General features: G+C 35.7%; 15 protein-coding genes. 1 reads left to right on the forward strand and 14 read right to left on the reverse strand.

Annotated features, from left to right (window positions below; translation table 11 throughout):
* Positions 1-94: 94 nt before the first annotated feature.
* Positions 95-2,761, reverse strand: coding sequence for an aconitate hydratase AcnA (acnA, locus tag EKM68_RS04855; protein ID WP_125588547.1), 2,667 nt, complete (start codon positions 2,759-2,761; stop codon positions 95-97).
* A gap of 399 nt (positions 2,762-3,160) precedes the next feature.
* Complete coding sequence (locus EKM68_RS04860) at positions 3,161-3,856, reverse strand: GntR family transcriptional regulator (protein WP_125588548.1); 696 nt, start codon at positions 3,854-3,856, stop codon at positions 3,161-3,163.
* 497 nt (positions 3,857-4,353) lie between these two features.
* On the opposite strand from EKM68_RS04860, the gene EKM68_RS04865 reads away from it, so the two are divergent.
* The gene (locus EKM68_RS04865; protein WP_125588549.1) at positions 4,354-4,953 is read left to right on the forward strand and encodes a hypothetical protein; all 600 of its coding nucleotides are present in this window, start codon (positions 4,354-4,356) and stop codon (positions 4,951-4,953) included.
* Between the two features lie 68 nt (positions 4,954-5,021).
* Here the strand turns inward: EKM68_RS04865 and map are convergent, their stop codons facing one another.
* The 12 genes from map to EKM68_RS04925 all read right to left on the reverse strand — a co-directional run bounded on the left by map (position 5,022) and on the right by EKM68_RS04925 (position 13,649).
* Positions 5,022-5,810: a type I methionyl aminopeptidase gene (gene map, locus EKM68_RS04870; protein WP_125588550.1), complete on the reverse strand. Its 789-nt coding sequence runs from the start codon at positions 5,808-5,810 to the stop codon at positions 5,022-5,024.
* 20 nt (positions 5,811-5,830) lie between these two features.
* Positions 5,831-6,460, reverse strand: a complete 630-nt coding sequence (locus EKM68_RS04875) for a GNAT family N-acetyltransferase (protein ID WP_125588551.1) — start codon at positions 6,458-6,460, stop codon at positions 5,831-5,833.
* A gap of 414 nt (positions 6,461-6,874) precedes the next feature.
* The gene (locus tag EKM68_RS04880) at positions 6,875-7,900 is read right to left on the reverse strand and encodes a GH25 family lysozyme (RefSeq protein WP_125588552.1); all 1,026 of its coding nucleotides are present in this window, start codon (positions 7,898-7,900) and stop codon (positions 6,875-6,877) included.
* Between the two features lies 1 nt (position 7,901).
* On the reverse strand, positions 7,902-8,195 hold the full coding sequence (locus EKM68_RS04885; protein WP_125588553.1) for a phage holin: 294 nt from the start codon (positions 8,193-8,195) through the stop codon (positions 7,902-7,904).
* Between the two features lie 3 nt (positions 8,196-8,198).
* Complete coding sequence (locus tag EKM68_RS04890) at positions 8,199-8,456, reverse strand: hypothetical protein (protein WP_125588554.1); 258 nt, start codon at positions 8,454-8,456, stop codon at positions 8,199-8,201.
* Positions 8,457-8,497: 41 nt separating this feature from the next.
* Positions 8,498-10,090: a collagen-like triple helix repeat-containing protein gene (locus tag EKM68_RS13750; RefSeq protein ID WP_263853636.1), complete on the reverse strand. Its 1,593-nt coding sequence runs from the start codon at positions 10,088-10,090 to the stop codon at positions 8,498-8,500.
* Positions 10,068-10,244, reverse strand: a complete 177-nt coding sequence (locus tag EKM68_RS04900) for an XkdX family protein (protein WP_125588555.1) — start codon at positions 10,242-10,244, stop codon at positions 10,068-10,070. Before EKM68_RS04900 ends, EKM68_RS13750 begins: the two co-directional genes overlap by 23 nt.
* 65 nt (positions 10,245-10,309) lie before the next feature.
* Positions 10,310-10,591, reverse strand: coding sequence for a flagellar hook assembly protein FlgD (locus EKM68_RS04905; RefSeq protein WP_125588556.1), 282 nt, complete (start codon positions 10,589-10,591; stop codon positions 10,310-10,312).
* A gap of 25 nt (positions 10,592-10,616) precedes the next feature.
* Positions 10,617-11,096, reverse strand: coding sequence for a hypothetical protein (locus EKM68_RS04910; RefSeq protein ID WP_125588557.1), 480 nt, complete (start codon positions 11,094-11,096; stop codon positions 10,617-10,619).
* A gap of 10 nt (positions 11,097-11,106) precedes the next feature.
* Positions 11,107-12,330 (reverse strand): hypothetical protein, encoded by a 1,224-nt coding sequence (locus EKM68_RS04915; protein WP_125588558.1) that lies wholly within the window; start codon positions 12,328-12,330, stop codon positions 11,107-11,109.
* The gene (locus EKM68_RS04920; RefSeq protein ID WP_125588559.1) at positions 12,331-12,612 is read right to left on the reverse strand and encodes a hypothetical protein; all 282 of its coding nucleotides are present in this window, start codon (positions 12,610-12,612) and stop codon (positions 12,331-12,333) included. It abuts the gene before it with no gap.
* The gene (locus tag EKM68_RS04925) at positions 12,612-13,649 is read right to left on the reverse strand and encodes a BppU family phage baseplate upper protein (RefSeq protein WP_125588560.1); all 1,038 of its coding nucleotides are present in this window, start codon (positions 13,647-13,649) and stop codon (positions 12,612-12,614) included. Before EKM68_RS04925 ends, EKM68_RS04920 begins: the two co-directional genes overlap by 1 nt.
* Between the last annotated feature and the right edge of the window lies 1 nt (position 13,650).

Genomic DNA, 13,650 nt, shown 5'->3' on the forward strand with positions numbered 1-13,650 from the left:
TTTTGAATTAATATATTTATGTCATCGTTTGCATAATTGCCTTAAGAAAAAACTGACGTGATAGCGCATCAGTTTTTATAATAATTTAAAAAATCTATTTCTTTTCTTCAAGAACTTTGTTCAAAATTCCGCCTACACCTAGATAACTAATTTCCGCATCAGAATCCAAACGTAAAGTGGTTAATACTTTTTCGGTGTGTCCGTCTGTATAATGGATATCAACCGTAATATCTTGATCTGGTTTCAATTCATCTGGTAATTCAATATCATACTTTTCAGTACCATCTAACTTAAATGTCTCAGCATTCTCCCCATCTTTGTATTGCAATGGAACAACGCCCATCATAGCAAGATTGGAACGGTGAATTCTCTCAAATGATTCTGCAATAACCGCTCTAACACCTAACAGTTTGACACCTTTAGCAGCCCAATCACGTGATGATCCCATACCGTAATCCTTACCAGCTAAAATAATTAATCCAGTATTGTTTTCTTTGTACTTCTTACATGCTTCATAAATAGTCATCACTTTATTATCAGGTAAGTAATTTGTATATCCGCCTTGTTTACCATTAGACAACTGATTATGAAGCTGCGTATTGGCTAAGGTACCACGCACCATTACATGATGATTACCACGTCTTGATCCGTATGAGTTAAACTCTCTGACAGATATATTGTGTGCTTCAAGATATTTACCGGCGGGTGAATCAATTTGAATCATTCCCGCAGGCGAAATGTGATCAGTGGTTACTGAATCTGCTACTTTAGCCAAAACTGACAAATTAGATAATTCGGGTCTCTTCATATCCCCAGCTACTTGTTCATCGAAATATGGTGGATTAGCTATATATGTTGACTTTGGGTCCCAATCATATGTCTCTGATTCATTCACATCCAAGTTGTTCCATTCTTCACGACCATCAAAAATATCTTTGTATGCTTCACGATAAGTATCAGAAACAATATATTTTTTGGAATATGTATCAATTTCTTCAGTTGTTGGCCAGATGTCTTTTAGATAGACCGGTTTACCATCAGTTCCAATTCCCAATGGTTGTGTTTGTAAGTTAACACGCATATTGCCAGCCAACGCATATGCAATAACCAGAATCGGCGATGCCAAATAGTTTCCTTTGATCAATGGATGAATTCTGCTTTCAAAGTTTCTATTACCGCTTAATATGGCGGCTGTTGCCATACCAGTCTTCTTAAGTGAAGCCTCGATTGAATCAGGAAGTGGGCCAGAATTACCAATACATGTCGTGCAGCCATAAGCAATAATATTAAATCCAAGCTTCTCAAGATATGGCATCAGTCCTGTAGCAGTAAGATATTTAGTTACGGCCTGTGAACCAGGAGCAAATGATGTTTTAACTTTTGGAGAAATAGTTAATCCATGTTCAACCGCTCTCTTTGCAAGCAAGCCTGCACCAATCAATACGGTTGGATTTGAAGTATTGGTACAACTTGTTAATGCGGCAATCATAATATCACCAGTACGCAATACTTCTTTTTTACCATTTAATTCGATTTCGGCTTCAGCCTTTAAGTCATCTGATTTCATACCAAATCCATGATTTCCAAGTGGTGCTGTCACTTCTTCATCAAATGATTTGCTCATTTCACCAAGTCCAATGATATCTTGTGGTCTCTTTGGTCCAGCAAGACTAGTTGAAACTGTAGATAAATCAAAATCAATAACTTTTGTATATTTAATTTCATCAGCATTTTCTGATTTATAGAATAAAGAATTTAATTTGTTATAATCAATGGCACGCTTGATAATATCTTCACTTCTGCCTGTCAACTTCAAATACTTAACTGACTCTTCATCAAAAGGTGAGAAACCACATGTTGAACCATATTCAGGTGACATGTTGCCTAGTGTAGCTCTGTCAGCGACACCCAAGTTTTGATATCCGGGTCCAAAATATTCAACAAATTTACCAACCACATCATGTTGACGCAATAAGTTAGTTATGGTTAGTGCCAAGTCCGTTGCTACAACACCTGATGGCAGTTTCCCAGTCAAACGAACACCAATCACCTCAGGCACTGAGAATATTGATGGCTCGCCAAGCATACATGCCTCAGCTTCTAGTCCACCAACACCCCAACCTAACACACCTAGTCCGTTGATCATGGTCGTGTGAGAATCAGTACCAAATACTGTGTCAGGATAAAAAACATTCTTTTTTTCATCATTCTGCACAACTGGTGAAATATGTTCAATATTTATTTGGTGAATAATACCTGTATCTGGTGGTATCGCCTTAAAATTATCAAATGATTTTTGAGCCCATTTCAATAACTTATAACGTTCTGAATTACGTTCATATTCACGTTTTATGTTATATGCCATAGCGTAAGGATTACCTGCTTTGTCAACTTGCACTGAATGGTCAACAACTAAGTCAACAGGAATTTCAGGGTTTACACTTTCAGGATCAATATTCATTTTCTTTGCAGCCTCACGCATCGAAGCGAGATCAACAACACAAGGAACTCCGGTATAGTCTTGGAGAATTATTCTAGCAGGATAAAAGGCTATTGATTGACCAATATTTTCACGCCAATGTAACACACGTTGAACATTTGGATCATTGATACCACCATTAGCATGGCGAGCTACATTCTCTAGTAATACCCGAATTGTATATGGAAAAGTTTCAATATCCACTCCAGCTTCATTTGTAATTTTATTCAAATCAAGATAATTCACACCATTTAGCATTTGTACATTATCGTTTGTTGCCATCCTTATCTCTCCCTTATTACAATCTGAGCGGCGTTGTTAAAACTGTAACAAACATGACGTGCACACCATCGTTCATCAGCCGTTATACGCTCATGACTTTCATTGCTCAGAGTATAGCACCCAATTTTCCGATTTTTATGCATTTGCTTGTTCTTAAATTGTTCTTTTTGTTGAGATTGATAACTTGTGAACAAAAATATTTATTTAAATCAAAGCGCCCCTGTTTGCTCATATTTCTTGTATCTACAGTGATTTTTGCTTAATTTAGTTTGAATAAGGATGTGAAAAAAGATGCACTTGTATGTATAATTCACAATATTGTTTTGAAGACCGACAAAACGTATAACCATCACAATAAAAAAAAAGACGGCACTAATTGTGTCGTCTCCAGATATTAATTTATGATATATTTCTTAATTTCATTTCTTTCAAAACAAACTTTAATGAACAATCCAAATGTTTAGCAACGAGTTTGTTAACCTCATCAGCGTTTTTATCTACCATCCCTTTATAAATGTTTCGATGCTCAACTATTGCATTATCACGCCTATCCTTGGAAGATAAATTAACATCTCGAAAATAAACTAAATACTCTTGTAATTGCAGATCAATCATTTTTAATCTAGGCATCTCACTAGCATCATAAATAAGCTTGTCGAACAGCGAAAAGTTGTTAATTACTTCTCTAACTTTTCCATCTTCATTCAATATTTTAGTATCATGTAATAAATCTTCCATTTCTTTATATTGTAAAGAATCCATATTGATCATTGCTTTTCTAGTTGCAAGTGCATCTAATTCCTTACGTATATCAAATATTTCATATGCATCTCGAATATGTATACCGTTAATATAAACTCCCACACCGGATTTATGTGTTACTAATCCTTCTTTAGCAAGACGTTTGAAGGCATATCTTATCGGAGTTCTAGATACATTTAATTTTTCAGAGAGTTTATTTTCGACTATTCTTTCTCCACTCGGAATGTCACCAAGAATAATTGTTTTTCTCAAAGCCTCATATATTAATATTCTCATTGGTCGATTATCAGTAAGATCCAAATTTGACTTTATAGATTGAATGATATCATCCACACGATCACTTCCTAATAAACATAATTATATCAAAAGCAAAACGTTTAAAATTGGAAGCAAACAATATTCCAAATATTCCAGTTCATATTATTCCAAACATTTATAAAAGTAAGTTAAAATAAACTTGTAACATTGAAATAATAAAAAATGAATAAGCGAGGAGTTTCAATTTGACAGTAATCTACCCTGTAGTTATTACCAAGAATAGACCTAGCAAGAAAATTTCATGTATTGTTTCAATCAAAAGAATGGTCAATTATAAATACGTGGTCGGATTCGAAAACTTTGAATACAGTATCCCTCCGTCTAAAAATTAAATAATCGAATAAAATATTAAAGACAGGTAAAATTTTACCTGCCTTTTTTTCGTGATTTGATTTATAAAAACAAAAAATAATTTATACCTGATGTGGTTTGAAACACGTTTTCCAATTGTGTGAATTTATTAACAATGATAGTATGAAGTCACAATATAACTTATTTTGGGGGAATAAATCATGAAAAAAATCATTAGCTGGGGACTATTGATTGCCATAAGTTTAACGCTTGTTTCTTGTTCCAATAATGCAAACAATAGCAATAAATCTAACAAAGAAGCAACAACTGCCGTTAAGAAGAAAACATCTAGTAAAAAATCAAAAAAGAAAGTGGCCAAAAAGAAAACTGACAGTAATAAAAAAGAAAAAGCACAAGCAGATAACCAAAATCAACAACAAACTGCTGATCAGAATCAGCAAGCCACACAAACAGATCAAACTAACACGCAACAGCAACAATCTAATACCAACCAACAAGCTTCATCTTCTAACAACGGAATATCATACGACGAGAACACTCTCACTGGATTCGTAAACAAGTATGGCGTATCACCTGCTTTGTACAAATCTCAACATTACGGAATGTCTGCTTACGAAGCTCTGAAGAGCACACCTGATTATATGGAGACATTCGGTGAGCAACAAACTGAATCTCAAATGGATCGAGGAATACTAAACAAAGATGGTTCGCCAAACAATCAATATGGATATGATGATAATAATAGTGACAATAACTCCTATGACTCTGGTGATTATGATTACGAAAATACTGACTATTAATAAGCCTGCCAAGGCTTATTTTTTTCATTCAAAAAGGCCCCGAACATAATGTTCAGAGCCCTTGATAATTACAACAAATATTTAGCATCTCGTGTATGATCAAACGAAGTCAAAATCTTTGGACCATCATCTGTAATAACAATGGTATGTTCATACTGACAACTCAAGCTACCGTCGACTGTCCGAATTGTCCAACCATCATCCTCATCTGGTTCACTACATTCAAAACTACCAATATTGATCATCGGTTCAATGGTAATTGTCATACCAGCCTTCAAACGTGTGCCATGTCCTGGCTTACCATAATGAGGAACATCTGGTTCTTCATGCATTGTGGGTCCAATTCCATGACCGATATAATCTCTAACAACACCATAACCCATTTCATTCTCTGCATAATCTTGGATGGCAAATCCAATATCACCAATACGGTTACCAACAATTGCCTTGTCGATACCCTTATATAGCGACTTGAGAGTTACATCCATAAGTTTTTTAACTTCATGACTAGCTTCTCCAACGACCAATGCATGACATGCATCACTTAAGTAGCCATGATAGTCGATTACTGTATCTAATTTGATCAAGTCACCATCTTTAACGATAATATCTTTACTTGGACAACCATGACAAATCATATCGTTGACACTGATACATGTTGAGTACTTGTAACCTTCAAAGTTTAATTCACCAGGTGTGGCACCATGTTCAGTGATATATTTATATGAAAAATTATCGATGTCCCAAGTTGATAGTCCCGGTTTGACATAATCCTCTAATTCATGGAACAAACCAGTTAAAATATCTCCTGCCTCTTGCATCCCTTTTATTTCACGTTCTGATTTTAATGCTATCATTTTATCTCCTCAAATTTATATTACAAAGTTTTTTTATAAATAAAGTATTTCATTTTTTGATCAATTGACTGACCAGGTTCATGTACTTCTGCTTCAGCACATCTGTCAAATCCACGATGTTCATAAAATTGATATGAGCAATTAGTGTCAGTAAAAACATATATCCTCTTACCAGAATATTGTTCTGAAAGTGCAGTAAGCAATTTAGTTCCAACTCCCTGACCCTTTGTATCTGGATCAACCGCAAACAGCATTAACTCGCCATCAAAATTCATCTTGGATTTTAGTTCCTTCAGCATGAATCCATTAACCTGATCATAAACACCTGAGTCAGAATCAAAACCAACATTCATTATCGATTCCACAACTTTTGAATAACTTCGATTTAGAAGTCCCTGATCGATCAAGACCTCATTATTGAATCCAGCAAAAACTGCACCACAAAAGTTATCACCCTCATCATACGCACCTAAAGCTATCGTAGCCTTGCTATATTCATCTCGCACAACATATTCAGCGTATATTCTATTTTGAATTTTTGAACTTGAATATCGATCAAAATTCATTCCGACTAATGAGAATTGAGCTAACTTAGATAAATCTTTTTTATTAAAATTCTTAATTTTTATAATTGGTCTATCTCCAAACATTATGACTTATACTAAATAATCATATACATTTCGTAAATAAAAGTCCAAAAAAAGAACACCCAAAGGTGTTCTATTCAAAGGAGAGTACAGGATTTTAAAAAGCCTATATATCAATCCCCATTTGAAATATGCGCAAAATATGCGCAAAGTCTTACTTTTTATTATGTTTTTCTACCCATTATATGGTGAAAACATTTAGAATTGATAGTCTTTCAACAGCTCAAATTATATCACAGCTATATCTTTAAAATTAAGTTTTTTAAATAGCACAAAAAAGCCCACCACCTAAATTAATAGATGATGGGCTTTTTCGACACTATCAAAGTTAATTAAAAACCAAGGTAATTTACAATATTGTCGACATCAACGAACGACCTCAATATAGCGCATATTATTATATTTGTCTAATCTTTACTATTCAAATTTTGATCCCGATGTGTATTCAAATGGAATGTATTCATCAGTTGCAATTTTAGCCATCGGAATACCATTGATAACTTTGAATCCAGCGGTTTTAAAGGATTTACCAGTGCTGACAGACGCATTCTGCACCCTGTTTCCTTTTGAATCAAAGACAGGTGCCGGTGAATCGTCCGTATATTTAACGATAATAAAATCTTTAAACTCTGTTTTTGATAGTGGCACAAAAATATCGGTAGCAATTTGGTAATGTGGTTCACTATTGATCATAACAATATCTGAACTTTTCCAAGTTGATCCTGCATCATACATTTCAGGTCGTTCAATTCCTAGCCTATCTACTGGATGAGTTTGTTCCGTTAGCTTGATGACATTTTCTACTTTAGGCTTTTCGGGTTCAGCTTTAGGTTGTGTGGCTGCTTCAGTTTTGGCTGATTTCTTATCAAAAATGCCCCAATCATATGACATGTCCTGCGAACCACCGCCCCAGGTAGATGTGTATTGCCAAGCAACTATATTGCCTCTTGCTCCACAATCACTTGATCCGTAACTAGCTACCCAAGTCGGGTGCTTATTAGCATTTAAGATACCTTGATTGAACCAACTGGCCATACTGTATTGAAATACATTCGTATAGCCTTGTGTTTCAAGGTAGTTAATGAAGGTATCGACATAGCTCGCTACGTTTGAAGTATTTAATGTGGAATCCTCAACATCAACACATAGTGGTGTATCTTTTCCAAAGCCAAGATTAACAACCGATTGCTCGAAGAATTTTGCTTCATTGATCGAATCAGCAACACTTGAAGCTAGAAAATAATGATAGAAACCAACATTCATTCCAGCTGCTAAAGCATTTTTTGTTTGATTTAAAGACTTAGGATTAATATAGTTATCTCCATCAGCACTACCTTGGGTAGTTTTAATTAGAACGCTAGCTACACCTGCATTGACTAAACCTTGAAAGAAGCCTAAATCATCACGTTGAAAGCTAGACACATCTGCAAAATATTTAGTCATATTAGTTTCTCCTTAAATTAGCGGGATTTTGATATGTTGGCGTTTTAACTTCGGTCAAATCAGATTGAACGGTATTAGAATCGCTAGGTTTACCTTTTGATGTGTCATATACCAGCCCGAGTGATCCTGCAATCGTTAACACTGTATTGACAATTCCCATAGCTTGATTTAATTCTTCTCCTGTAATTTCCCAGCCAAATAGATGTCCAACTTGTTGTGCTAATACTCCTACAAGTGACAAGGTGGAGACCCACCAAACTGCCGAATGTGTATCTAAAGTTAATTTATTTTTCATTTATTATCTACCTACCTTATCTTCTACTCTTATCAGTCTTTTCTCATGGTCTGTAACCATTTCAGAAAGCACATGATTATCACTCCTTGTTTCTTCCTTAAATGATTTAAATTCATTAGATAAATCTTTGATGTCGTATCTTAATGGTTTAATAATCACAATATTTACAAACCAGGTTAAAACTCCAATAAATATGGAAAAAAGTGAAAATAGCGATAACCATTCTTCTAAGGAATATCCCATTATTACGTGTGGTGGCATCTAGTCATCTCCTTTCTTTACAACAAAAAAAGGAACTAGCCTTAGCTAATTCCTGTGATTTTTAATTTTACTGTTTTGCCAGTGTCATCTGTTGCTGTGATGGTTTTCCCACTCATATCAGACACAGTCACTATATCTTCTGGAGCTGGTGTCCAATCAGTGGCTACGCTACCTTTTTCTAACTTAAACCCATAGACATAAGCTTCTACTGTATTTTGATCGGTTGCTGAAGGTGAGTAGTCTTGCCTAAGCGTAAAAGTCTTATTTCCTGATACATTAGGAATAGTAATGAAAGTTATGGTATATAGTTTATAATCACTTGTAAGAGTTATATTAGTATGAGTATCGTGACCTCCACTATTTGATACATTTGGGAAACAATAGAAAATCATCGTCCCTGTACCCTTAGCATAGAAACTAGCTGTATATGTTGTAGAAGACTGTAACCACCCGTCATTAAGTTGTTGTATGACAATGCCACTAAGAGATGATGAAGTTAGCGTGGCCATAGGATAATGCAATACGGCCGGCTTTTGACTAGCATCTACAGTAACCTCCTGCCCTAAAGTCCAATTATCATTAAAGTCACCTGTATTCATTAACATATTAACACCAACGGCACTGTTATTAACTTGAGTTTGCAAGCTCTGAAATGCAGGTGCATTAATTAACCCAGTGTTATCAACAGTTCCTGTATCACCTTTATCACCTTTAGGGCCTTGGGGACCGGTTGGACCAGTTTCACCTGTATCACCCTTGTCACCTTTAAGACCTTGGGGGCCAATTGGACCGGTTTCACCTATATCACCCTTGTCACCTTTAGGACCTTGGGGACCAGTTTTAGCAACTGTTAAAGCATCTATTTGGGCCTTTAAATTTGCAATTGATTGAGATACTTGGGCTTGCTGATCGGCTGTGAAACTAGCATTGGCCGCAATAATTTGTTTTTGAACACCATCTAAAAATGAATTAACGGGAGCAATTTGTGCCTTGATAGCCGTAATCGTAGCATTCAATTCATCACTATTATTTTCCAAATCTAATTTTTTAGCAGCTAAATCAGCGGCAATGCTTTCGACATTTTCTTCAGCAGCATCTATGATTGGTTGATATTGAGCCTTAGCATCGCTCAAAGTCTTATCCATAAGCAGCTTGAATTCATCTGGAATGCTCAATGCAGCAATTTGGGACTTCATTTGTTGGATTCTACCGAGCCAGTCATTTTCGGTATCAGTTAAGAACTTATTGATATTTTCGAGGCCCGGAATGTAGCTGACTGAAGTATCATCAAGCTGCGTACTTGGAATGATTGAGATATCAAATCCACATGTGGTTACCTCGTTATTTATCACAAAATAAGCGTCCTGAATCTTACCAACAGACTCAGTTAAATGCTCACTTACAGGATAATCGATCACGCTACCATTAACATTTGCTGGATCATTAGAAACAATTGTCCCATCAGGCTTTTTGGCTACAAAGGTAGCAAAATTAATCTGTAAGGTTTCGTCTCCCCCATTTAAGATAGTTGCTTCAATAGTCACATCACTTTCACCTTGACGCAGAATAATTGGCTCATTATTGACCACAGCATCTTTACGAATATCAAGGCTAATTTTGGCTATTCTTATCATCTACTTCGCCTCCGCTAACATTGCCTGATGCGTCATAATCTTCACCTGTAATATCTTTATAATCATCTTTTGAGATGACCATAGGCACATAGCCAACGATGTCAGTGGTCTTGAGCGTTCCCCAACCAAATTCCATCTTTAATAGTTCTATCATAATAATTCCTCCTTAAAATTATTCCGACCACCACCACTACCAGTAAGGGAGCATGCTTTTATTGACTACTTAGCTGCGATAGTTGCACCATCGTTTGTAGCTGTGGATGTCACATCTGCTGGTGCTTCAGGAGCTGGTGTAAGAACCGTCCAGCCTTTTGCATCAACTTTTTCTGATTCGAGACCTGTAACAGAATCCTTAAAAGTGATTTTATAATCGCCATCAGCAACTACTGTACCTGCTGCTAGTCCTGCAACAGCAACGCTAGCTACACCGACTTCACTTTCGCCAATTTTGTTTCCTGCCTTGTCATAAACTACTTCGATATCTTTTGAACGATCTGCCATAATCAAATACTTCCTTTTTTTATTTTTATTGTGCTGAAATTACTGCTCCGTCTACTGTTGCTACAGATTTAACTTCTGACGGTGTAGTTGGAGTTGGATTAACTCCATTTGCTTTATCCAACTTGGTAGTTAAATCTGCTACTTGCTTTGTCAATGCTGTGATTGCCATTTGCGCTGCCAACTTATCTTGGATAGCTTGCTTAGTCATAACAGTAACAGCTTGCTGGAATTGCTGATTCATCAGTTGACCTTTTAATTGACCTTTAGTTAAATTGGTTAGTGACTCTTTAGTTTCTTCATCTGGTGTCATGCCTGTTGAAATATGGACTAATTTATTATCGGATTCCCGAACCGTCCATGAATACATGTTATCGATATAAAAGGCTGGGTTACTATCCACTAGTGTCCAGCCTTCAATTTTAGATTGTTTTTCTGCTCCTGATTCTGGGGAACCGTAAATTCCTGTAATGTTTCTATCATCATCTAATTGAACTGCTATTTTCATTATTTACCTCCTATTTTCTATAAGGTGTAATACTTTGAATGTCTAAAAAGGCATTATGATAGTTACTGCTAAAATTAATTTGAAAAACAAATTGAACAGTAATTTTATTTTTTTCTATTAAAACATATGCTTGGCTTGGAACATGCAATGCAGCAGTACCATCAGATTTCCAAGTTCCAGAAACATAGCTTTCTACTGGAACTGTTTTATTATCCGTAATAGTGTTATGAGACTGAAATGGAATTTTGTTTCCAACGATTAGTTTTTCTTTAGGAATAACATAATTTGCTAAAATTCCAATATCATCATTAGAAATTCTATATCCATGTTCTTGATTGTCATACAAAGTATATGCATACTTTGTTAAATTGATTAAAAGGCCATCGGAGACATTCTCATAATAATCAGAGGTACCATCTAAAGTAAGAATATTGGCTTTATCTGTTCGTGTACTTCCTGAAAATAATTTAATAGACTCTGGAAATTGTGCCACGGCCTTTTGAGTTGAAAATGTGGCAATAACATCAACTATTACATCATAATTGGCTCCAGTTGCTCCTGCTGTATTTCCGTCATTATCGTATCCAGTAACACTAGAATATGTCATGGTTCCATCACCATTAAACTTAACATGCAAGTGTGGAGCTAAGAAGTTCTTACCACTTAGATTCTCACCAATTCCGTTAATTGGAATATCTAACTCATTAGTTGTAGCTAAATCAGTTGATTTAATATATACCGGATAGACTGATGTAGTAGTAAAATATCCTTCTTTAGCAACATTATTAGTATCATAATTCAATTCAATATCGGTTACAGCGCCCTTAGCGCCTTTTGCCATTGAAGTTCTTTGAAGGTGAATAAGGAACGTAGCACCATCGCCAGCCATATTGAACTTTGTACCAACATCACGTAGTAAAATAACAGTTTGAGAGCCTGTTTGTTCTGCTACACTTTCGTCTCGTTGATATAGCAAATATCTTTCAGTAATCTCACCATCAGCAAGTGAACCAGCATAGTAATCAGCACCAGCGGCTGGGTGATTTTGATCTGTATTTCCACCAGTGCTGCCACCTGTACCATTTGTGCTAGTTAAAAAATTAGTAAAATCCATATAGTTCGAGTCACCCGCGGGTTTAATAATTTGAATATTTCCTTTAGCATCCTTATATGTTGCCCCTTGAGCTGCCTTTGAGGCAATCCGAGCAACTTTTGTTAAAGCATTATCTGCCATTTAATTTACCTCCTGTTTATTGTCCGCTTGTAATGCATTCGTCAAAGTAGTTATTTTGTCTGATATAGTAGCATCTTCAATTTTGTCATTTGTATCCAAAGTATCGATTTGAGATTGAATAACAGATTTGGCACTATCAGCGGTTAAAAATGATAATGAAGCATCTAAATAATTATCCGTCTTGTCAAAAGGTACTTTGACATATGTTCCTGTAGAATTTTTATATTTAATACCAATTGGCGTTAATGTTTGAAGTTTAGCAACTCTAGTTAAATCGCTCATTATTCTCCATTACTCCCTTCCAAGGAACCTGTTAGCAGGTCGATTTTTGATGATACAGCCGAATCTAAAATGGAATCATTTACATTTACATCAATTTGACCGTTATTGATTCCCATCTGAACGTCAACGTATAAATCAGCTTTTGTTACAAGTCCATCATCAGCAATCTGTTTCTCCAAAGCATTCATTTTAGTCTGCGAATCAGTTAACCCAGTATTTAGTTCATCTAGCTTAGCTTTAGAAACACTAATAAAACTATCTACCTTGTCATTACCATTTTTTAAATCAGTATCAAGCTGATCTAATGCTTCTTTCATCTTTTGACGAATTTGTGCTAGATTATCGGCAATAATAGCAGCATATGAATTCAACAAATAACTTAATTGATGATCAGCTGATGTCTGCATTTCTTTGATATGGAAAAGCGCCCGTTGATACTCAGATACATAAAAGGCCATTGCTCGTGGATATGCTATATCATTAGCAATCACATTAACTGAAAAGTCCAGTGTGGTATAAATCTTAGTTCTATCCATAGATTCAATGACAAAATGTGCATTCTTGAAGTAACCAGGACTTTGAGCAACTTCTGATTGTGGAGACCAGGTGATTCTACCAGTATTCGCTTGTACTCGATTAAATCCTTCATCGTCGTAGATTTCGGCCCCAGAAGAATCATTTCCCTCAAATCTAATTAATACATTGGACATATCTACGGGACCATCTTTAGTTAGGAAAAGAATTGGTGATTTGAACATCCCCGACTGTCCTTGGCGGATATTGATTTCTTGAAAAATTCTCTTGTTGGTTAAAGTATCAATAACACCTTGTGGCAAATTATGGATATGCTCATCATCCGTATCCTCATGTGGGAGATAGAATGTTTTCGAACCATCAAGATAAAAAATCATTGGTTGTTCAAGTGGAATATCTGTCTTGAACGTTCTGTAATCGGAGCCAACTGGTACATGTAACTCAGGAATATTGGGTTCTTGATTAGTATTAGCCGCTGATTGATCTGTATTAACTTCTGTCATT

The sequence above is a fragment of the Companilactobacillus jidongensis genome (genome assembly GCF_003946575.1).
In the GTDB taxonomy this organism is placed as follows: Bacteria; Bacillota; Bacilli; order Lactobacillales; family Lactobacillaceae; genus Companilactobacillus; species Companilactobacillus jidongensis.

What these genes read in the sequence shown, in the direction of transcription:
- acnA (WP_125588547.1), bottom strand. Translation starts at nt 2,761, where the DNA reads ATGGCAACAAACGATAATGTACAAATGCTAAATGGTGTGAATTATCTT.
- EKM68_RS04865 (WP_125588549.1), top strand. Translation starts at nt 4,354, where the DNA reads ATGAAAAAAATCATTAGCTGGGGACTATTGATTGCCATAAGTTTAACG.
- map (WP_125588550.1), bottom strand. Translation starts at nt 5,810, where the DNA reads ATGATAGCATTAAAATCAGAACGTGAAATAAAAGGGATGCAAGAGGCA.
- EKM68_RS04875 (WP_125588551.1), bottom strand. Translation starts at nt 6,460, where the DNA reads ATGTTTGGAGATAGACCAATTATAAAAATTAAGAATTTTAATAAAAAA.
- EKM68_RS04880 (WP_125588552.1), bottom strand. Translation starts at nt 7,900, where the DNA reads ATGACTAAATATTTTGCAGATGTGTCTAGCTTTCAACGTGATGATTTA.
- EKM68_RS04885 (WP_125588553.1), bottom strand. Translation starts at nt 8,195, where the DNA reads ATGAAAAATAAATTAACTTTAGATACACATTCGGCAGTTTGGTGGGTC.
- EKM68_RS04890 (WP_125588554.1), bottom strand. Translation starts at nt 8,456, where the DNA reads ATGCCACCACACGTAATAATGGGATATTCCTTAGAAGAATGGTTATCG.
- EKM68_RS13750 (WP_263853636.1), bottom strand. Translation starts at nt 10,090, where the DNA reads ATGATAAGAATAGCCAAAATTAGCCTTGATATTCGTAAAGATGCTGTG.
- EKM68_RS04900 (WP_125588555.1), bottom strand. Translation starts at nt 10,244, where the DNA reads ATGATAGAACTATTAAAGATGGAATTTGGTTGGGGAACGCTCAAGACC.
- EKM68_RS04905 (WP_125588556.1), bottom strand. Translation starts at nt 10,591, where the DNA reads ATGGCAGATCGTTCAAAAGATATCGAAGTAGTTTATGACAAGGCAGGA.
- EKM68_RS04910 (WP_125588557.1), bottom strand. Translation starts at nt 11,096, where the DNA reads ATGAAAATAGCAGTTCAATTAGATGATGATAGAAACATTACAGGAATT.
- EKM68_RS04915 (WP_125588558.1), bottom strand. Translation starts at nt 12,330, where the DNA reads ATGGCAGATAATGCTTTAACAAAAGTTGCTCGGATTGCCTCAAAGGCA.
- EKM68_RS04920 (WP_125588559.1), bottom strand. Translation starts at nt 12,612, where the DNA reads ATGAGCGATTTAACTAGAGTTGCTAAACTTCAAACATTAACGCCAATT.
- EKM68_RS04925 (WP_125588560.1), bottom strand. Translation starts at nt 13,649, where the DNA reads ATGACAGAAGTTAATACAGATCAATCAGCGGCTAATACTAATCAAGAA.